Here is an 18,888-nt window from a genome sequence, read left to right on the forward strand (position 1 = left end):
AACCTTCGACACGCTCTCAAACGCCCTCGGGTCCATCTGCAACCTCTTCAACAGAACCGAGTGCTGGAACTATCTCAAGGCGGCAGGGTAGGCGTCTGATTAAACGTACGATGCTTTAAAGGAGCCGAACTCCACGCGCACCGCAATTGTCGGTTCTCAATGACCTTGCCATCCCCTATATGAAGGCTGGAAGCCCGGACGCCGGATCGGCAAAGGGCATGGATAAGGATGAACCACGTTCGCAGCATGACCTGGCGGGCGTATAATCTCCTGACAACTGGACCGGACCATGACGACGCTTGACCAGATCATCGACGACTTCGCCTTCCTCGAGGAGTGGGAGGATCGCTATCGCTATGTGATCGAACTCGGCAAGGCGCTGCCAGACATGCCCGAAGCCAAGCGCACCCAGGAAAACAAGGTTCAGGGCTGCGCCAGCCAGGTCTGGCTCGTCACCGATGCGGCCGGCAATCCCGAGGACCCTGTCCTCACCTTCGAAGGCGAGTCGGACGCCCATATCGTGCGCGGCCTCGTCGCCATCGTGCTGGCCATCTATTCCGGCAAACATGCCTCCGAAATTGCCAGGATTGACGCGATCGACACCTTCGGGCGGATCGGCCTGATCGAGCACCTGTCGACCCAGCGCGCCAACGGCCTGCGCTCGATGATCCGCCGCATCAAGACCGAAGCGGAGCTTCGCCTCGCGGCCTGAGAGTGGCGGCGTCTGCGGGCACTTTCCTTTCCAATAGCACCAAACACAAAGGCCGGACGCTCCGGCCCGGCCCTTGTGAATTGTTCACGCCCCTCAACGCGCGAGACCAGCTGGCTCCTGCGCGGGACGCGTCAGGCGCTTACTTGCCGCGACGCTTGCGGCGCTGACCAAGGCCCATTTCCTTGGCAAGGCGCGAGCGGGCCTCCGCATAGGCGGGCGCGACCATCGGGTAGTCGGTCGGCAGGTCCCACTTCTCGCGGTATTCCTCCGGCGAAAGATTGTGGTGGGTCATCAGGTGACGCTTCAGCGACTTGAAGGTGCCGCCGCATTCGAGGCAGGTGATCTGATCGTCCTGAACGGACTTGCGAACCGACACGGCCGGCTTCGGCTTTTCGACGGGAACAACGACCGGCGCCGGGGCTGCCGTGTTGTTGAGCGCCGAATGCACGTCTGCGATCAGCGTGGAAAGCTCGGCGACCGGAACCACATGATTGCTGACATAGGCGGCAACGATTTCCGCCGTCAGCTCAACCAGAAGTTCATGGCTCGCGCCAAGCGCTGTTTCAGTCATTTCTTTCTCCTATCGGACTTCAGCACAACCCGAAACGACGCTTCGGGGGAGGAACGCTTGCAATAGTCGTGAGGAAGCCTTCTCTGCCTTGGGATAGACCATCAAACGCGGCAAGGAGAAACACCGGCCGCGACATCAAGAGTTGGAATTTTGATTACGAACCTGCTGCCGAGTCACCGGTGACGACCGAACACTCAAAGCAACAACCAACACTCACAACTCAAGCTGGAATTTCAGATCAAAGTATTTTCCACGACGACACTTTACATTTACTCGATTAACATCGATGCGCAAAAAGTCCAAACATAAATTTATCGACGCTTAGCAACTTTATCTCCAAATTGCTAAAATGGCCACACTGCATCGCAAAGTTCTGAAATACAGAGTCAGAAATGCGGTCGATCAGCCACGACGTGGCTCTTCCTTTTGCGGAAGCTGATCTATGACAGATAGCTTTGCCAGTCTGTAACCTGCCTGATGAGCGGCTTTTGCCAAGAGATGAGCCGCGATTGGAGCAGTCAGAACGAAGAAGAAAAAGCCCGCAAGCGCCCGCATCAAAATCGCCGCGTCCAGGGAATGTACACCCGCCCCCAAAAGCAACAGGCCCGAACCAATCGTACCGGCCTTGGACGCTGCATGCATGCGCGTATAGAGATCGGGAAAACGCAGGATGCCGATCGCCGCCAGCAGCGAGAACATCGCGCCGACGACCAGCAGAACGGCGACCAGCACAGCGATGGCCAAATCGACTGCAGGGCTCATCGGCGGCCTCCCTTTCGCTTGCGATGCGCGGTGCTGGCCCGAGCTGCCGGCGCCCGCTTCGCCTGTGTCGCGCCGTCATCGGCGCTCGCCTTCTCCGGCGAAAGGCCGCGCGCGAGAATGAAGCGCGCAAAGGCAACCGTGGCCAGGAAGCCGACAAGACCGAGCGCAATGGCGATGTCGATGTAAAGGTTGAAACCCGTACGGATAGCGACGACGGCGATCAGACCGATGGCGATCGCCACCAGCATATCAAGGCCAAGCACCCGATCCGGCAGTGTCGGACCACGGATGATGCGCCAAACTGTTATCAGCAGCGCCGCGGAGAGCGCGACAAGCGCGAAACCTGTGGCAAGGGCTTCTATCTGATCAGGCAGGTTCATTCGAACGCCTCCTTGATCCGGCGTTCAAAGCCATTGGCGATGTCGCGCCTGAGGCCGCCCGGGTCGGCGCAGTCGAGCGCATGGACATAGAGCGTCCGGCGGTCATCGGACACGTCGACCGACAGGGTTCCCGGCGTCAGCGTGATGAGGTTTGCGAGCAGCGCGATCTCGAAATCGCTCTTGACCGTCAGGGGATAGGCAAAGATGCCAGGCTTCAGCGTCATCTTCGGTTTGATCACCATCAAGGCGACCTTGGTCGCCGAGATCGCCAGCTCCTTGAAGAACAGCGCCGTCAGCAGAAAGAGCCTGAGCGGGCGCACCGGGTAGGCGACCGGCTGAAGCTCGCGCCGGATCAGCCAGAGCGACAGCGCGCCGACGGCAAAACCAAGGACCAGGTTGGCTGGCGAAAAGCTGGCGCTGATTGCGCCCCAGATCGCCGTGAACACCAGGTTGATGGTCAGAAACTTGGTCACGGGGCACCTCCCGGAAAGACCGAGTTCAGGTAGGCCGAAGGCTCGCCAAGCCCGGCCGCTGCACTCTGAATGGTCGACAGCAGCAGCTCCGGATAAAGGCCGATCGCCAGGACCAGCATCGTCAGTGCCGTGAGTGGCAGCAGAGCGGCGGGCGAAATCGTCACGGAATGCGGCGTGTCCGTGGTGTCAGCCCGATCGCGCCAATAGGCAAGCAAAAAGAAACGCCCTGTGACCACAGTCGTCAGGAAGCCGGTCACAAGCAACGCCGCTGCCAGCCACCAGGCACCGATGTCGAGCGCGGCCTTGACGAGCATGACCTTCGGCCAGAATCCCGAAAATGGCGGCAGGCCCGAAACCGCAAAGCAGAGCATCAGCGTCAACGCCGCGAAGCCGGCGTGGCGACGATAGAGACCAGCGAGCGACGCGAGCGAAAAGCTGCCGCCGAGCTTGGCCGCAACGCCGGATGCGAAGTAGAGCGCGGTCATAACGAGCATCGAATGCAAAGCGTAGAAGATCGCGCCACCGATGCCGCCCGGCCCGCCAACGGCAACACCGGCGAGGATCGAGCCAATGCCGGAGACCACGAGATAGCCCAGCATGCGGCGGAAATCCGACTGCGCCAGAGCGCCGAAAGCGCCGACAAGCATGGTCAACGCGCCGGCCACGGCAATCACGAAGCTCAATTGCTCGCGTTCGAGCGGCAACAGCATGACGGTGATGCGGATCAAGGCGTAGATCCCGACCTTGGTCAGCAGCCCGGCAAAGAGCGCCGACACCACGACGCGCGGCGTGTGGTAGGACGCCGGCAACCAGAAATTCACCGGGAAGGCCGCCGCCTTCATGCCGAAGGCAAGCACGAAGAGCGCCGTCAGCGTCATCAACGGCGCTGTGCCTGAAAGCCCCTCCGCCTTGCGGGCGATATCAGCCATGTTCAGCGTGCCGAAGCTCGCATAGAGATAGCCGGTCGTGATCAGGAACAGGGTTGTGGCGACAAGGTTGAGGAAGCCGTACTTCACCGCGCCATCGATCTGCTCACGCTCGGAACCGAGTACGATCAGGCCGAAAGACGAGATCAACAGCACCTCGAACCAGACGTAAAGATTGAAGACGTCGCCCGTCAGGAACGCGCCGGAGACGCCCGCCATCAGCAACATCAGGAACGGATAGAAGCCGTAGCGCCGGCCGCTGTCATTGATGTCGGCGAGCGAATAGATAGCACCGGCAAGCGCCACCACCGAAGCGGTCAGCGCAAAGAGCGCGCCCGTCAGATCGACGGTGAAGGCGATGCCGAAGGGCGGCAGCCAGCGCCCCATGACCATTGTCACCGGACCGCTCGCAAGCACGTGCCGAAGCAGGAGAACGTCTATCAAGACGAGACCGGCAAGGCCAAGGACCGCAATGTAAGGGTGCCAGTCGATCTGTCGGCGCAGCATGACAAGCAGTGCGCCGATCGCCAGGCACCAGGCGACCGGCAGGATCACCAGCCAATCGGCAGAGGCGACCGGCTCGAGCACCAGTGCGGCGGAAAGATCTGCGGGGGAAGGAGTCGAAGCGGCCATGGGTCAGTCAGTATCCAAGCGGCGGGGCCGGCTCGTCTTTCGGCTCGGCGACGCGCATCTCGTCGGTATTGTCGGTTTGCAGGTCCTCGTAGGCTCGCCAGGCGAGAACCAGCAGGAAGGCGAAGAAGGAGAAGGAGATGACGATTGCCGTCAGGATCAGCGCTTGCGGCAGGGCATTGGCAGCCAGACCGGTGAGCGCGTCCTGGTGACCGGGAATGACGGGCGGCACGCCCCGGGTCAGCCGGCCACCGGTGAAGATCAAGAGATTGACCGCATTGCCGAGGATCGCCACGCCAAGCAGCACACGGATGATGTATTTCGACAGCAGCAGATAGATGGCGACCGTAAAGAAGATGCCGACGAGCAAGGCAAACCAGGCTTCCATCACTCGCCTCCCCGCTCTTCGAGCGACAGCGCAATCGAACTGATCGCGCCGACGACCACGAGATAGACGCCGCAATCGAACAGCGTCACCGTCGACAGCGGTATCTCTACGCCGAGAACTGACGGGTAGATCCAGAGGCCGGTCATGAAAGGGACGCGGGCCGCAATCGATATCAGCCCCGCAATCGTCGCTGCGAAAAGCCCCGCACCAGAGATCGCCATCGGGTGGATGTAGATGGCGCGGCGCACGGTCTCGACGCCGCAGGCGATGCCGTAAATCGCGAGCGCCGAAACCGCAATCAATCCGCCGATAAAGCCGCCGCCGGGTTCATTGTGGCCGCGCAGCAGGACGAAGATCGAAAACAGCACCATCAGGCTGGTGAGAAACGGCGCGACGGCACGGAAGATCACCGACGTCATGCGCGCTCCTCCGCATCCGGATCGTTATCGGCGATGCGGCGGAGCGAACCGGCCCGCAAGCGAACCAGCGACAGGATAGCGAGACCGGTGACCATCACCACGGCGATCTCGCCCAACGTGTCCGTGCCACGGAAGTCGACAATGATGACGTTCACCACGTTGGCGCCGTGGGCGATCGTCTTCGAATAGAGATTGAAGAAATCGGTGAGCGTCGCATCGAAGGGAACGCCTGTCACCTTCAGGAGCATCAGGCCGAAGCCGAGACCGCAGGCGAGCGCAATGGCTAGATCCGGGATTTTCTGGGCGAGCGGACGATGGTCGGAGGGCGAGAGCCTGAGGCGGGTCATCACCAGCGCCAGGACGACGACCGACAGCGTCTCGATCATGAACTGAGTAAAGGCGAGATCCGGCGCGCCATAGAGCAGGAAGATGACGGCGACGGCAAAGCCCTGGATGCCGAGCGAGACGATCGCTGTCAGCCGGTCGGCCGCGACCATCACGGCAACCAGACCGATGACGGCGATCGCCATGATCGCGAGTTCGTGCAGCGGCACATCGGCCGCAAAGTATGGCGCGCGCGGAAACTCACCATAGGAAAGCGGCACGATCAACAGCACGAAGGCAACCAGGACGAAGGTCGCTGTCATGTACACCTCAAGGCGGCCTGATTGCAGTCGGCGCGTCAAGGCGACGGAGAAACGGACGAGCCCGCGGATGAACTGATCAAAGCCGCGGTCCGGGCCCCAGCCGATGTCAGCAAGCACGGTGGCGATGAAGGCGCGAAGGCGGTCGAGCTTCAGATAGAAGACAACGCCGATCACCGCGGTCGCGACCGACATGGCCAGGGGAAGGCCGATATGCGGTACGACAGACATCGTGACCGCGCGGGGGGCGCCTGATATCGCCGAGGCCATCGGCGTCGACACCAGTTCGTGTGTCAGCCCCGAGAGCAACGCGGCGGAAAGCCCCTTGGCCGCCAGCAGTGCGGGGCCAAGCCAAAGCAGGACAGGCGCTTCGTGCGCCGCCTTCGGTGTATCGACATGCGGGCCGATGAAGGGCCGCAAGGCGACGGCGAAAGCCACGGCAAACATCAGCGCGTTGCCGAAAATGGTAAGCGCCGCAAAGACCATGGTGCGGCGGTCAAAACCGGACAGCGCATAGTAAATCTCCTCCTTGGCAATAAAGCCGAAGAAGGGAACCAGCCCGCCCATTGAGAATGCGGCAGTGAGCGCGATCACGAAAGTGAGCGGCATGGCGGAGCGCAAACCGCCAAGCCTGGTCACGTCGCGCGTGCCGGTCTCATGGTCGATGATGCCGGCGACCATGAACAAGGCGCCCTTAAACAGGGAGTGCGCAACGAGATAGACCGTCGCCGCTTCGATTGCATGTGGGACGCCAAGACCGGTGAGCATGACAAGCAGACCGAGCGACGCCATCGTCGTATAGGCGAGCATCAGCTTCAGATCGGTCTGGCGACAGGCAAGCACGGCGCCGATGACAAGCGTGGCACCGCCGAAGAGCGGCAGCAGGATCTGCCATTCGGGCGTGCCGCCGAACACCGGATTGAGCCGCATCAACAGATAGACGCCGGCCTTCACCATCGTTGCCGAATGCAGGTAGGCCGAGACCGGCGTGGGTGCCTCCATCGCGTTTGGCAGCCAGAAATGGAACGGAAACTGCGCCGACTTGGTGAAGGCACCACCGAGAACGAGAAGGAGTGCAGCGAGATAGAACGGGCTTTCGCGCATCTCCGGCCCGAACGCCGATAGCAGCGAGAGCTGGGTGACGCCGCTGACGTTCCAGATAATCAACAGTCCGGCGAGCAGGAACAACCCGCCGCCCCCGGTCACGACCAGCGCCTGAAGGGCGGCGCGTCTTGCGGCTTCACGCGAATGATCAAAGCCGATCAAGAGGAACGAGGTGATCGAGGTCAGTTCCCAGAAGACGAAGAGCATCAGGAAGCTGTCGGAAACGACGATCCCGAGCATCGACCCCATGAACATCAGGATGAACGAAAAAAACCGCCCCTGCTGCGGATGCCCTTTCAGGTAGCCGCCCGAGTAAAGCACGATCAACGTGCCAATACCGGCGATCAAGAGGACAAAGGTCAACGACAGGCCGTCGATCAACCAGGAGAAGCTGACGTTGAACGACGGAATCCAGGCATAGCCGCCGGTTACAACCTCACCTTTCTCGATTTCCGGCCAGAAGCGGGTGAAATGCAAGACGATCGCCGCGGGAAAGAGCGCCAGCACCCAAGCCGCATTGTGCCCGAGAACACGGGTGAGAAGCGGCGCGACCAATGCCGCGACGAAAGGGAGTGCGAGAGCCAGCAATGTCAGGGCCGCAACGTCCATCGTTCTGGCCTGCTCCTTTTTTTCAACGTACAATCGAACGAACACCCGACATAGAAGAAGGGTATTGGTGTCTCAAGCCTTATCCAGATAACATCGGCGTTATGTGCCCGTCAGATCAGCCAGACGAACCGAAGCGGCAGCCTCTGCATTACCAGATTCGCGGGCCCTATGTTGCGGCGACCCACAACAATTAAAAATGCTGTTAGTAAAATATTCATGCCGTCGCTGCGCATAGATCGAACGTCCTGGAAACGGCACAGCAAGGCGTGATAGTTGTATTTGCAGAGTTTCTCAATTCAGAATCAACAAGAACAGCCGCCGCTGGCGGCGGAAACGTGTAACAGCTCGAAAGCACCTGCCACGACGACATCGATGACTGCATGGCGCCGGTTGACCTGCCACCCTTCCTGCCGCAAGCAGCACAAAACTGAAGATCACCATCTCGAATGGGCGAGGCCTGATTGGAACGATCTCGGATAGTCGTCATCGCCAGTATCCTGGCTGCGTTCGGCGCTATCTTGCCGATGCTGGCAGCCTATTACCTATCCTGGTCGATTGCGGTACGCAGCGAACAGACGCGGCTGGCGCGCCTTGCAGACTACGCCATCATGCGCGCCGACGCGGCCCTCGAAGAGGCCGCCCGTGCACTTAAAACCGCGGACCGGTTCGATGTACCGCCCTGTATGACGGCGCACATCGCGGCGATGCGATCCCTCGTCGTCAACACGACCTCGATCGAGGATATCGGCTACTTCGAGAATGGGCTGCTCAGATGCACCTCGTGGGGCTATCCACCCCGTCGCCTCACCCGCTCCCAGCCCGCGGACTTTTTTGCGGACAACGGCATAGAAGTCATTCCGCGGATGTATCCCACCATCAGCACCGGCACCGCCATGACGGCGTTTCGCTACCGGTCCTACACCGTGCTGACGAACCCGGCTCGCTTTGTCGACGTGATTGCGGAGCCTGGCACCCGGCTCGCCGTGGCGACAAAAAATGGTGTCGTGGTCAGCACCTTGAACGACCCTGATACTTCGCTTACGGCACGGCTCGCCGAACTTCCCAGGACCGGAAGCGATGCCGCCGATCTGTTCGCGACCGCCCGGGGAACAAACTGGATCGCCGTTGCGAGTGCACCCGATATCGCCATGCTCAAGGACATGGACCGTGAACGCCTGCTGCTCCTGCCGGTTGGCGCCCTGGTGGCGGCACTCATGGTTGGTCTGGTCGTCTGGCTGTCCCGACGCCGGCTCTCGCCACTCGGCGAGCTTTCGATCGCCGTCCAACGGCACGAGTTCGTCGTGCACTATCAGCCACTCATCGAGCTGAAGACCGGTATCTGCGTGGGTGCGGAAGCGCTCGTGCGCTGGCGTCGGCCGGATGGGCAATTCGTCCGCCCTGATCTCTTCATCCCGCTGGCGGAGGAAAACGGCCTGATCGAGGAAATCACGGATCAGGTCATTCGTGCCGCAATCGCAGAGCTGAAAGCGGTACTCGTCGCCGACCGCTCGCTGCATATCGCCGTCAACCTCGCCGCCAACGATATCAAGTCGGGACGCATCCTGCCCGTCATCCAGGCCGCGCTCGAAAACACCGAGATACGCACCCAACAGATCTGGCTGGAGGCGACCGAGCGGGGATTCATGGATGTGAAATCGGCCAGGGCGACGATCGAGGAGGCGCGCCGACGCGGTCATTCGGTGGCGATCGACGATTTCGGCACCGGCTACTCGAGCCTGCAATACTTGCAGGAGCTACCGCTCGACGCGCTGAAGATCGACAAATCTTTCATTGATACTGTCGGCACGGATTCGGCCACCAGTTCGATCACGCCGCATATCATCGACATCGCCAAATCGCTCGATCTCTACATCGTCGCGGAAGGCATCGAACGCCAGGAGCAGGCCGACTATCTCCTCGAGCGCGGTGTGCACTACGGCCAGGGCTGGCTGTTTTCCAAGCCGTTGCCGGCGGCGGAGTTCATCGCCTTCTACAACGACAGCAAACGCAGGCGTGGCGCCGGACCCAAGGTTATCCGCCGCGAGATTGCGTGACAGACCTGGGACAGGCTTTGTTCAGGTCAGAAGACTGTCGAGATAGGTCGATGCCTCGTTGTTGGCTATGCGCACTGGTCGCTGTCTCCTTGGCAGGCACTTCCGCATCGAGCTGGGCGCGAAGCCGTTTGAGGTTGTCCACGACACGCCCGCGCCGGTCGAGTTCCCGAAACGACAGCCCAGAAGCACATGGACAGGCTGCGCCCACTGGTTTGCGCCGACCCGACCGCATCCCTATATAATCGCCGTAGCGGCAGGAGACTTCAATGACGACCGTCAAGACGCCCAAGGTGGTGAAGACCGATGCGGAGTGGCGCGCGCAACTCTCACCGGAGCAATACCGCATCACCCGACGACAGGGCACCGAGCGTCCGTTCACCGGCCCCTTCCTCAACAACAAGCAGACCGGCACTTATGAATGCGTCTGTTGCGGCCGGGCCCTGTTTCGCTCCGACACGAAGTTCGATTCCGGTTGCGGCTGGCCGAGCTACTTCGCGGCGATCGACGACCAGGCGATCCGGGAGATCGAGGACCGCTCGTATTTCATGGTCCGCACCGAAATCCGGTGCGCCGATTGCGATGCTCATCTCGGCCATGTCTTTCCCGATGGCCCGCCGCCGACGGGCATGCGCTATTGCCTCAACGGCCATGCAATGACGTTTACCGAGGATTGACACTGGCGCGCGGAAGGAGTGGCATAGGGTTTGCTGTTCCATTGGGAACAGGCCCTGTGCCGGTAGTCGCGTTATCGAAAGAATAAAGGGTAGAGCGAGCCGAGAGGAGGTCCGCATGCTACGCATCCTGACTGCACTCGTGCTTTGCTTCCCGTCCGCCATCATCGCGATGGCCGCCGAAGACTGGCAGCCCTATTCCAATGCGCGGTTCGGCTATGTGCTCGACATTCCGCCCGGCTTCGAATTGCAAAGCGAAGGCGACAACGCTGACGGTGCGAGCTTCCACGCCAACGACAATGGCGCGACGCTCTCGGTCTTCGGCAGCACACTGCTCGATGGCGACTTTGAGACCGACGTCAACGACCGCATCGGTTTCGAGCGCGAGGGCGAATGGCGAATCGTCTATTCCCGCGTGACGGCAGCCTGGGCAAGCTTTTCTGGCTCGCGCGGCGAGGAAGTGTTCTATACCCGTGCCGTCGCGCTCTGCGACGGCAGCGCCGCCTATTTCCGCCTGCAATACCGCAAGAGCCGGCTCACCAGTTTCGACGGCGTGATTTCGCGCATGGCGGAAGCGTTGAGGCCATCAGAAGGCTGTCAGCACGCCCCCGTCGCGGCTGCGGCGGGCGAAGCTCCGAACTGACCACGCGATCGCCGTCTCTCGTCGCGCTCGGCTCATGACGCCGTCGCGTTGCTGAAGCAGGTCAGAACCGCCGAATAGTGCACCGCTGCACCGGTGACCACGAAGCCGTGCCAGATCGCATTCTGAAAGCGCAACTTTTCCCACACGTGAAAGATCACACCCGCGGAATAGATGATCCCGCCCACCAGGATCAGCACCAGCGTCGTTGCCGTCAGGGCCGACAGAAGCGGGCCAACGGCAAGCACACCGCTCCATCCCATGGCGAGGTAGAGTAGGATCGCCAGCCGGTCGAAGCGGCCGGGAAAAAGGCACTTGATCGCAACCCCGAGCGCGGCGATCGCCCAGATGCCGATCAGCATCACAAACAGGAACGGGTCATCCAGGCCGCGCTGCAGGAACGGCGTGTAGGTGGCGGCGATCAGAACGAAGATCGAGGAATGGTCAAAGCGGCGCAGAAACCACTTGGTCCGCGAGACCGGATAGAGATTGTAAAGGAACGAGATCGACAGCGTCGCCAGCAACCCTGCGCCATAGACGGCGGCAGCCGCGAGCTGGCCGGTTGTGCTCCAGAGCGTCGCGTAGAAGATCAGCGCGGTGACGCCGACCAGCGCGGCGGCCAGGCCGATGCCATGCACGATGCCGTCGGCAATCAGCTCCGAGCGGTCATAGTTCCACTTGACGCCAGCAAACTCCACGCGATCCCTCTCCCCGCTCCTGTCTTTTCCGTGGCGCGCTCTTGCGTGTCGCACCATCGCATCAAAAGTATCCTGCCACAGCGCCACGTTATGGCAAAGACACATTGGCGCGGCAAAAGCATCAACTTTTGCAACGCATTACAATAATCGCATGAGATGATTGCGAAGTCCGGCTTGGCTTGTCCGCGGGTTCGGCAGTGACCAAATGAGGGGACTACGAGACGACGATTGGGAGGACAACCATGACAATCCTGCGTGCCCCTCACCCGCAACAGGCGGCCGCACTCAGCGATCTCTGCTTGCGATCGAAAGCCGTGTGGGGATACGACGCCGCCTTCCTTGAGGCGTGCCGTCCGGCCCTGACACTAACGGATGAGGACTGGGCGGATTCGGATCTGCAGATTGCCGTCGATGGCGACCGGATCCTTGGCATGGCGCAGGTCCGCACGAACGAGCGGATTGCCGAGCTCGACAAGCTCTTCATTGAGCCCGCAGCACGGGCGGGCGGCCTCGGCAGGAAGCTCTTCGGCTGGTGCGTACAGGCCGCCCGCGCTCGTGGCGCCACGGTCATGACGATCGATGCGGATCCCTGGGCGGCCGATTTCTATCGCCGTATGGGCGCAGTCGATGACGGCATGATCGTCTCTACTGTGATCCCGGGCCGCTTTCTGCCCAGATTGAAGCTGGAACTGAATGGCGGTTCGATGGCAAACCGCTGACCAAAGTGCTGCCGTAGGCGGGCAGTCACCGGCCGCCTCGAGCAACCTCAGCTGCGCATTCCTGGCAGAGTGGCGCATGGGGTACCGCGTGCAGGCGCGCAGACGAAATCGGCATACCACAGCGAACACAGGTGCCAAAACTGCCTGCCCCGATCCGGTCGAGGGCGGCGTCGATCGCACGGATCTCCTCCTGCCCGGCAAGACCGAGGCCTTCCAGGACCTCGTCACCTTCCCGCTCGGTCACGCGATCCGGCACGTCCGCGTTCATAGGCTCATCGAGATCGTGCTCGATCTTGACCAGGCGCCCCTGAAGCTCCTCCTTGCGGCGGGTGAGGCGATCGCGAAAGTCGTCAAGCGCATGTTTGTCCATCTGAACACTCCTTGGCGGTGGCGGCGCGAAAGTTGCGCGCCGCAGGCGCTCTTTTTGTTGGTGGCTTACCGGTCGACGAGAACGGCGCAAGCGCAATGGCTGACGACCCGGCTTGCGGTTGATCCGATGAAGTAATCGATCAGACCCGGCCGGTGCGAAGCGATGATCACCAGATCGGCATTCTCTTCACTGGCGAAGGCGTTGATGGTGCCGGCGGCGCCGCCGGTGCGGATTTCGACGCGACCATTGATCCCGTGTTTGCTCTTCAGCGCGTCGAGCGTTTTTTGGGCCTGCTTGCGCGATTCCTCGACCATTTCCAGCGGGAAATCGACGATCATGTAGCCCTGTGCATAGGCATTCAGATCCTCGACGACGTTGAGCAGGATAATCTCGCCCCCTTCATCGATCAGCTTCTCGGCGATGCCCAGGACGGATTCGCCGTGCTCGAGCTGATCCATCGCGATCGGGACGATGATCTTCTTGTACATGCTGCACTCCTTCTGTTGCCCCACGGATCGCCGGCGCCCGATGCGACAGACCAATCCCTCGCCTGGAGATTGCATGCGGCCCGCCAGATCGTCATTGACTGAAATCAAATCGAAAGCGCTGCGCTCGCGTGGCCTCACTCAAAATGAGGTAGGGCGACGACAATCACTGTCAACGCTCATCGAACACAACATCAAGTGACTGACGGTCTTCCGTGAACGGACGAGGCGGCCCATATTCCCGCTAACAGTTTCAGCGAAACTGGACCGCGCAAGCCGGTCGCAGCTTCGATGCCTAGGAGCCAGACATGACGCTATACCAGACGTCCGATATCCCAACCGACCACGCGCTTGCCATGCCTGCCCATGTCGATCGCGCACACCTGGTCGTCCAGGATCTGCCGGTCGTTTCCGCCTGGTATCAGAAGATCATGGGCCTCAAGCCGCTTGAGACCAGCACGAGCGGCGAGACGCTCGGCGCCGGTGGCCGGCCGCTCCTGACCCTGACGACCCAAGGCAACGCGGCGCGCGCGCCACGCAATGCGCCAGGTCTCTTCCACAACGCCTTTCTCGTGCCGAACCGCGAGGAGCTCGGGCGCTGGCTGGCGCATGCGGCACACCACAACATCAGACTGCAGGGCGCTTCCGATCACCTGGTGAGCGAAGCGATCTACCTCGCCGACCCGGAAGGCAACGGCATCGAAGTCTATCGCGACCGGCCGCGCGCCGAGTGGACGTTCATGGCGGATGGGTCCGTCGGCATGGACACCTTGCCGCTCAATCTCCAGGCGCTGTACGACGAAGCCCCCAAGGACAATTGGGACGGCATGGCGGATGGCACCGCTATCGGCCACATCCATCTGCAGGTCTCCAACATCCCCGAGGCCGATGCCTTCTTCCGCGATGTGCTGGGGCTAGGGCTGATGGCGCGCTATCCCGGCGCCAGTTTCTTTGGCTCCGGCAAGTACCATCACCACGTCGCCGCCAATATCTGGAACTCGCGGGGGGCGCCAAAGCGCGAAAGCCGCATGACCGGGCTTTCGGACTATACGATCCACTTCAGGGAACCGGCGGAACTCGACGCGGCACTCGCCAAGCTCGACGCTCTGGAAATTCCGGTCAATCGCGACGGCAATGCCCACAGCCTGATCGACCCCTGGGGCATCGGCCTCAAGCTGGTCGCCTGAGCCTTCTCCCGACTGCAGAGCATCTGCAGATACTTACCGGCCGCAGCTGCCTCAGGCGCTGCGGTCGTATTTTTGCTGCGCCTTAAGGACGGCCTCGATGTTTTCCTCCGCCCAGCGGGTCAGGGCCGTGACGGTCAACGCCAGGGTGCGACCGAGCGGCGTGATGGCATATTCGACGGTCACCGGCACCGTGGCGAAAACGCTGCGGCTGACGAGGCCATCGCGCTCGAGCTTCTTTAGAACCTGCGACAACACCTTCTGTGAAATGCCGTCGATCTCGCGCTTCAGCTGATTGAAGCGCACCGGCTTGTCATCAAGTTTGCCGAGCACCAGAACCGCCCACTTGTCGGCGAGCCGATCAAGCACCAGGCGGGTCGGGCAGGTCTGGACATAGACGTCGTATTCCATCAGCCGCAGGCTCCAAACGTGGTTTCCATGGGGAAACCATGTGACCAAAAACTGCCTGCTTTACAGCATTTTTCGTCGGCTATATCCAGTACCCATAGGAAATATGGTATCCAATGGAAACTTAGGAGACGCGCTATGTCGGGAAAGGTATTGGTTCTGGCGGCGAATGGAACCGTCGGCAGCAAGGTGGTCCGCGCCCTGATCGAAAAAGGTGAAGCGGTCAAGGCTGCAACACGCAAGGCGACGCCTGTCGATGGCGCCGAAGTCGTCGCCTTCGATTTTCAGGACGCATCAACCTTCGGCCCCGCCCTTGATGGCGCCGATCGCCTGTTCGTCCTTGCGCCGTCAGGGCACCTCGACCCGGTCGGACTGCTGTCGCCAATCATCACTGCTGCGGCCGCACGCGGTCTCAAGATCGTGCTGATGAGCGTCATCGGCGTCGACGCCGACGATAGTATCCCCTACCGCCAGGTCGAACTGCTGCTCGAAAGGACCGGTGCGCGCTTCGTCATTCTCCGACCGAACTGGTTCTCCGACAATTTCCAGACCTACTGGATCGAGGGCATCCGCCATGGCGCGATCGCCGTACCGGCCGCCGAGGGCAAGACGAGCTTCATCGATGCCCGCGACATCGCCGAATGCGCGGCGGCCGCGCTGACGAGCGATGCGTTCAACGGCCGCGCCTACAATCTGACCGGCCCGGAAGCGCTAGGCTATGACGAGGCCGCCGCCATCCTGTCACGCGTCACCGGCAGGCCGATCGCTTATGCGCCGGTCGACGACGAGACCTTCGTCGGCATTCTGACAGGCGCCGGCGTGCCTTCGGACCACGCACGCTTCCTCGCCTCGATCTTCTATCCGGTGCGCCAGGGCTGGGTGGCGAAACCGACCGGCGACGTGAAGACGCTGACGGGCCATGAGCCGCGCAGCGTGGAGGTCTATGCGAGGGACAACATCGACGCACTCAAAGCTTGAAGCCGCCTTCCTAAAGTTGCAGGCAATCGCCGCCACCCGCCTGCGTCAACACGCCGCTGGATAGTCACCATTTTGTCGATCAATAAACTTGAGTATGATACTCACATATCTTAACCGCATGCCCAAGCGGCCTCGCCCAAGGCTGCATACATGCGGAGTTAATGATATGAAAAATAAGAACATTTTCTTGGCTTCCCTGGCAAGCAGCACCTTGCTATCGAGCGCCGCGCTGGCGGTCGATCTTCGTGCACAGGCGGAAATCGAGGGCGGTTTCTTCAGCGGCGGCTCGGATGTGAGCGGCGGTTTCTTCCTGCCTTTCGTGCTCGATTCGGGCAATGCGATTTTCATCGATACACACGGCACGATTGCCAATGGCTCCGTGCGCCAGGGCTCAATCGGTGCCGGCTATCGCTTCCGCGCCAATGAGCAATGGGTCGTCGGTGCCTATGGCTACTACGACTATCTGAAGAGCGACTACGGCAACTCCTTCAGCCAACTGTCCTTCGGTGTCGAGGCGCTGAACGGCGACCTCGAAATGCGCAGCAACTTCTACCTGCCGCTGACCGGCGCCAAGGCACTCAGCGCCTTCAACGCCGCCTATGTGCGCGATCATGTGCTCGTCTTCCAGGAAGGCAAGGAACGTGCCCGGCGCGGCCTTGACGCTGAAATCGGCGGCCGCCTTCCTGTCTTCGATGAAGGCTCCAACGTACAGCTCAAGGTCTTCGGCGGCAGCTACTGGTATGGCGGGCGCAACCTCGGTGACATGTTCGGCGCCAAACTGCGCGCGGAACTGACGTTTGCCGATCTGCCCGGTCTGTCGGAGGGTTCAACAGTTTCGCTCGGCGTCACCGGAACCTATGACAACCAGGACAAACTGAAGGGCGCCGTCATGGCGCGACTGCGCATCCCGTTCGGCGCGACCGGCTCGACCAGCGACGCGTTCGACCCGATGACCCAGCGCGTCGAACGTGCGACCAGGATCCGCACCCAGGCTGGCACAACCGGAGACATCGAGGCGGCACAGCTCGCCGCCAGCGGCCGTGACGCCGGGCGGGTCGTCACCGTTTCGTCCGCTTCCGGCAACGCGTCTGATATCAACGCCTTGATCGGCTCGGCCGGCGCCGACGCGCTGATCCTTGCCGACGGAGACCTCGGCCTCGACCGCACGCTCGCACTCGGAAACGGCCAGACGTTTCTCGGCGGCGGCGGCGTTATCGCGGTGCGCGGCGCAAGAAGCGGCGCGACCGCGAGCTTCGTCAACCAGGGCGCCGCCACGACGATCACCGGCTACAACCCTGCCCAGGACGTGATCGCCATGGCGTCGGCAAGCACTGTCTCGTCGCTCTCGATCCGTGGGGGCCTCGCCGGCATTTCGGCCACCAATGCCGCAAATGTCATCGTCGATAACGTCGACATTTCTGCCACCAACCACGACGGCATCCGCTTCACCCGGGTCAATGGCGCGCTGGTTCAAAACAGCCGCATCCACGACCTCTTCATCTGCGAAAACAACACGAGTTGCGAGTTCTCGATCTCCAATCCGAACAAGGCGCCCTATGCGGCCATCAGCTCGGTCGGTGGCCGCAACATCACGGTTCGAGACACGACGATCGACAGGGTTACCTACGGTGTGTTCGCCAGCGGCGAGTTCAGGAAGATCAGCCGGACCGAACATGAACTCGTCAGCAGCACGGAGAATGTGACGCTCGACAATGTCAACGTCGGCAACTCGCGGCGCGAAGGCGTGCTGCTGGTCGCCGGCAACGGCGTCAGGCTCGACCGGGTGACAGTCGACAATTCCAAGCAGGATCGCGACATGGACTTGGTCGTGCTCCAGGGCACCTCGAATGTCGCCATCAATGACATGCGGCTATCAGGCGGCATCAACGGACTGATGCTGGTTGCAAGCCCCAATCTCAACGTGCAGACCACGAACGTTAACGTAAAGCGCCTAGAGGTCGACCGCACGCTCAAGGCCGGCATCTTCTTCAACCCGGTCTCCGGCATTTCGCTGGAGGACGTTACGGTCACCAATGCCGGTACCTATGGAGCCCACATCTATGGCGATCCTTATGGATTCCTGGGCGGGCCGGTAAGCAACGTCGTGCTGAAGAACATGTCAGTCGACAAGGCCGGCATCGCGGGCCTGCACTTCTCGGGCCCGGCTGAAGACATCAATGGTAGTGTCACCGTCACCAACACGCCCACGGATTGCGTGCTCGATACCGGTTGGTCGCCCGGGACAATCACCCAGTCGGCGGGTTCGGTGTTGACCGTCAACGGCACCCCGCTTGACCAGGGCAACGCCGCAGCCCGTTGCCGCTAAAGGCTCTCAGCCACGCCCGGGTAACCGGGCGTGGCGCTCTTACGCGAGCGCGTCGAACGTTGTTCTGGGCGGCGGCACTCGAAGGTGACGGCGTGATCGCCATCGCGCGGCGTACGGCCACAGGCATAGTTACCGGACACGACAAGATCGGTGAAACCGGCCGCTACCAGGGTCAGCGCCATTTCCTGAACGCCCCACCAGCATGGTGAAGAATTCCAGTTCGCTCGACGCCAGCCGTCCCTCATCGGCTCAAATGGGCTGCATCTCAGAAGCGCGCCGGGCGGATAAACTTGCCGTAGACCCAGCCTTCCTGCCAGTTACCGCTACGTTGCGGGTCGTGCCAGATCTGACACCAGGTCGCGCGCACCGCCCGGCTCTGCGCCAAGGCTGACCAGCGGGCGATGCGCCTGAGGTCGACGCCATTCATGCAGCGGCCGGTCATCTGCAGCCGCGTACCATTGGGATAGCCGGCGCGAACGGCCGAGGACGAGGATGGCCAGGCCCGCGCATTGAGCACATCGTTCCACTCCACTCCCGCGACTTCCCAAGCGACGAAGGTGCTTGCGCTCGCGGGCATCGCCGCGGTGAGAGCCGAGGCCAGAACGGCGGCCGATACCAGTTTTTTCAGCATGCCCATCGCGAAACCCCTTGCTTGGAGCCGCCGATCATCGACGGCAAGGAAGAAGATGCGACTGCAAGGCTGAATTGCAAGTGAACGTGCCGAGAGCGTCCCATCG

At 61.6% G+C, this 18,888-nt stretch carries 22 protein-coding genes; 8 read left to right on the plus strand and 14 right to left on the minus strand.

Annotated features, from left to right (window positions below):
* Nucleotides 1–289: 289 nt before the first annotated feature.
* Nucleotides 290–712 carry a SufE family protein gene (locus tag BBX50_RS14600; RefSeq protein WP_065776055.1) on the plus strand — a complete coding sequence of 141 codons (423 nt, stop codon included), beginning with the start codon at nt 290–292 and terminating at the stop codon, nt 710–712.
* Between the two features lie 139 nt (nt 713–851).
* Here BBX50_RS14600 and mucR read toward each other — a convergent pair whose 3' ends face one another.
* From mucR to BBX50_RS14640, 8 genes are all read right to left on the minus strand, one after another.
* A complete protein-coding gene (mucR, locus tag BBX50_RS14605; RefSeq protein ID WP_065776056.1) occupies nt 852–1,283 on the minus strand; it encodes an exopolysaccharide biosynthesis transcriptional regulator MucR in 432 nt (143 codons plus the stop codon).
* A 402-nt stretch (nt 1,284–1,685) separates the two neighbouring features.
* On the minus strand, nt 1,686–2,045 hold the full coding sequence (gene mnhG / locus BBX50_RS14610; protein ID WP_065776057.1) for a monovalent cation/H(+) antiporter subunit G: 360 nt from the start codon (nt 2,043–2,045) through the stop codon (nt 1,686–1,688).
* Entirely contained in the window at nt 2,042–2,425 is a 384-nt protein-coding gene (locus tag BBX50_RS14615; protein WP_065776058.1) for a cation:proton antiporter, read from the minus strand. Before BBX50_RS14615 ends, mnhG begins: the two co-directional genes overlap by 4 nt.
* Nucleotides 2,422–2,898, minus strand: a complete 477-nt coding sequence (locus tag BBX50_RS14620; RefSeq protein ID WP_065776059.1) for a Na+/H+ antiporter subunit E — start codon at nt 2,896–2,898, stop codon at nt 2,422–2,424. The genes BBX50_RS14615 and BBX50_RS14620 overlap by 4 nt, the downstream gene beginning before the upstream one ends.
* Nucleotides 2,895–4,457 (minus strand): Na+/H+ antiporter subunit D, encoded by a 1,563-nt coding sequence (locus tag BBX50_RS14625; protein ID WP_065776060.1) that lies wholly within the window; start codon nt 4,455–4,457, stop codon nt 2,895–2,897. The genes BBX50_RS14620 and BBX50_RS14625 overlap by 4 nt, the downstream gene beginning before the upstream one ends.
* 7 nt (nt 4,458–4,464) lie before the next feature.
* Nucleotides 4,465–4,842, minus strand: a complete 378-nt coding sequence (locus BBX50_RS14630) for a Na+/H+ antiporter subunit C (RefSeq protein WP_065776061.1) — start codon at nt 4,840–4,842, stop codon at nt 4,465–4,467.
* Nucleotides 4,842–5,261, minus strand: a complete 420-nt coding sequence (locus BBX50_RS14635; protein ID WP_065776062.1) for a Na(+)/H(+) antiporter subunit B — start codon at nt 5,259–5,261, stop codon at nt 4,842–4,844. The genes BBX50_RS14630 and BBX50_RS14635 overlap by 1 nt, the downstream gene beginning before the upstream one ends.
* Nucleotides 5,258–7,618 (minus strand): putative monovalent cation/H+ antiporter subunit A, encoded by a 2,361-nt coding sequence (locus tag BBX50_RS14640; protein ID WP_065776063.1) that lies wholly within the window; start codon nt 7,616–7,618, stop codon nt 5,258–5,260. The genes BBX50_RS14635 and BBX50_RS14640 overlap by 4 nt, the downstream gene beginning before the upstream one ends.
* Nucleotides 7,619–8,079: 461 nt before the next feature.
* Between BBX50_RS14640 and BBX50_RS14645 the strand changes: the two genes are divergently transcribed.
* From BBX50_RS14645 to BBX50_RS14655, 3 genes are all read left to right on the plus strand, one after another.
* Nucleotides 8,080–9,672 (plus strand): EAL domain-containing protein, encoded by a 1,593-nt coding sequence (locus BBX50_RS14645; protein WP_065776064.1) that lies wholly within the window; start codon nt 8,080–8,082, stop codon nt 9,670–9,672.
* A 266-nt stretch (nt 9,673–9,938) separates the two neighbouring features.
* Nucleotides 9,939–10,346 (plus strand): peptide-methionine (R)-S-oxide reductase MsrB, encoded by a 408-nt coding sequence (gene msrB, locus BBX50_RS14650; protein WP_065776065.1) that lies wholly within the window; start codon nt 9,939–9,941, stop codon nt 10,344–10,346.
* 115 nt (nt 10,347–10,461) lie between these two features.
* Nucleotides 10,462–10,986, plus strand: a complete 525-nt coding sequence (locus BBX50_RS14655) for a hypothetical protein (RefSeq protein WP_065776066.1) — start codon at nt 10,462–10,464, stop codon at nt 10,984–10,986.
* Nucleotides 10,987–11,018: 32 nt separating this feature from the next.
* On the opposite strand, the gene BBX50_RS14660 is transcribed toward BBX50_RS14655, so the two are convergent.
* Nucleotides 11,019–11,681 carry a hemolysin III family protein gene (locus BBX50_RS14660; RefSeq protein WP_065776067.1) on the minus strand — a complete coding sequence of 221 codons (663 nt, stop codon included), beginning with the start codon at nt 11,679–11,681 and terminating at the stop codon, nt 11,019–11,021.
* A 242-nt stretch (nt 11,682–11,923) separates the two neighbouring features.
* Here BBX50_RS14660 and BBX50_RS14665 point away from each other — a divergent pair, with 242 nt between their 5' ends.
* On the plus strand, nt 11,924–12,400 hold the full coding sequence (locus tag BBX50_RS14665) for a GNAT family N-acetyltransferase (RefSeq protein WP_065776068.1): 477 nt from the start codon (nt 11,924–11,926) through the stop codon (nt 12,398–12,400).
* Nucleotides 12,401–12,425: 25 nt separating this feature from the next.
* Here BBX50_RS14665 and BBX50_RS14670 read toward each other — a convergent pair whose 3' ends face one another.
* Together BBX50_RS14670 and BBX50_RS14675 are read right to left on the minus strand one after the other, a co-directional pair.
* Nucleotides 12,426–12,770, minus strand: a complete 345-nt coding sequence (locus BBX50_RS14670) for a TraR/DksA C4-type zinc finger protein (RefSeq protein ID WP_065776069.1) — start codon at nt 12,768–12,770, stop codon at nt 12,426–12,428.
* Nucleotides 12,771–12,835: 65 nt separating this feature from the next.
* Nucleotides 12,836–13,258 (minus strand): universal stress protein, encoded by a 423-nt coding sequence (locus BBX50_RS14675; protein WP_065776070.1) that lies wholly within the window; start codon nt 13,256–13,258, stop codon nt 12,836–12,838.
* Between the two features lie 305 nt (nt 13,259–13,563).
* Here BBX50_RS14675 and BBX50_RS14680 point away from each other — a divergent pair, with 305 nt between their 5' ends.
* Nucleotides 13,564–14,442, plus strand: coding sequence for a VOC family protein (locus BBX50_RS14680; protein ID WP_065776071.1), 879 nt, complete (start codon nt 13,564–13,566; stop codon nt 14,440–14,442).
* A 51-nt stretch (nt 14,443–14,493) separates the two neighbouring features.
* Here the strand turns inward: BBX50_RS14680 and BBX50_RS14685 are convergent, their stop codons facing one another.
* A complete protein-coding gene (locus BBX50_RS14685) occupies nt 14,494–14,850 on the minus strand; it encodes a helix-turn-helix domain-containing protein (protein ID WP_065776072.1) in 357 nt (118 codons plus the stop codon).
* Between the two features lie 135 nt (nt 14,851–14,985).
* Here BBX50_RS14685 and BBX50_RS14690 point away from each other — a divergent pair, with 135 nt between their 5' ends.
* Together BBX50_RS14690 and BBX50_RS14695 are read left to right on the plus strand one after the other, a co-directional pair.
* Entirely contained in the window at nt 14,986–15,825 is an 840-nt protein-coding gene (locus BBX50_RS14690; RefSeq protein ID WP_065776073.1) for an SDR family oxidoreductase, read from the plus strand.
* 166 nt (nt 15,826–15,991) lie between these two features.
* Nucleotides 15,992–18,151, plus strand: coding sequence for an inverse autotransporter beta domain-containing protein (locus BBX50_RS14695; protein WP_065776074.1), 2,160 nt, complete (start codon nt 15,992–15,994; stop codon nt 18,149–18,151).
* Here the strand turns inward: BBX50_RS14695 and BBX50_RS30650 are convergent.
* Together BBX50_RS30650 and BBX50_RS14705 are read right to left on the minus strand one after the other, a co-directional pair.
* Nucleotides 18,148–18,333: a hypothetical protein gene (locus tag BBX50_RS30650; RefSeq protein ID WP_065776075.1), complete on the minus strand. Its 186-nt coding sequence runs from the start codon at nt 18,331–18,333 to the stop codon at nt 18,148–18,150. The genes BBX50_RS14695 and BBX50_RS30650 overlap by 4 nt on opposite strands.
* A gap of 83 nt (nt 18,334–18,416) precedes the next feature.
* Complete coding sequence (locus BBX50_RS14705) at nt 18,417–18,788, minus strand: hypothetical protein (protein ID WP_065776155.1); 372 nt, start codon at nt 18,786–18,788, stop codon at nt 18,417–18,419.
* Between the last annotated feature and the right edge of the window lie 100 nt (nt 18,789–18,888).

The sequence above is a fragment of the Ensifer sp. LC11 genome (assembly GCF_001695835.1).
Classification (GTDB): domain Bacteria; phylum Pseudomonadota; class Alphaproteobacteria; order Rhizobiales; family Rhizobiaceae; genus Ensifer.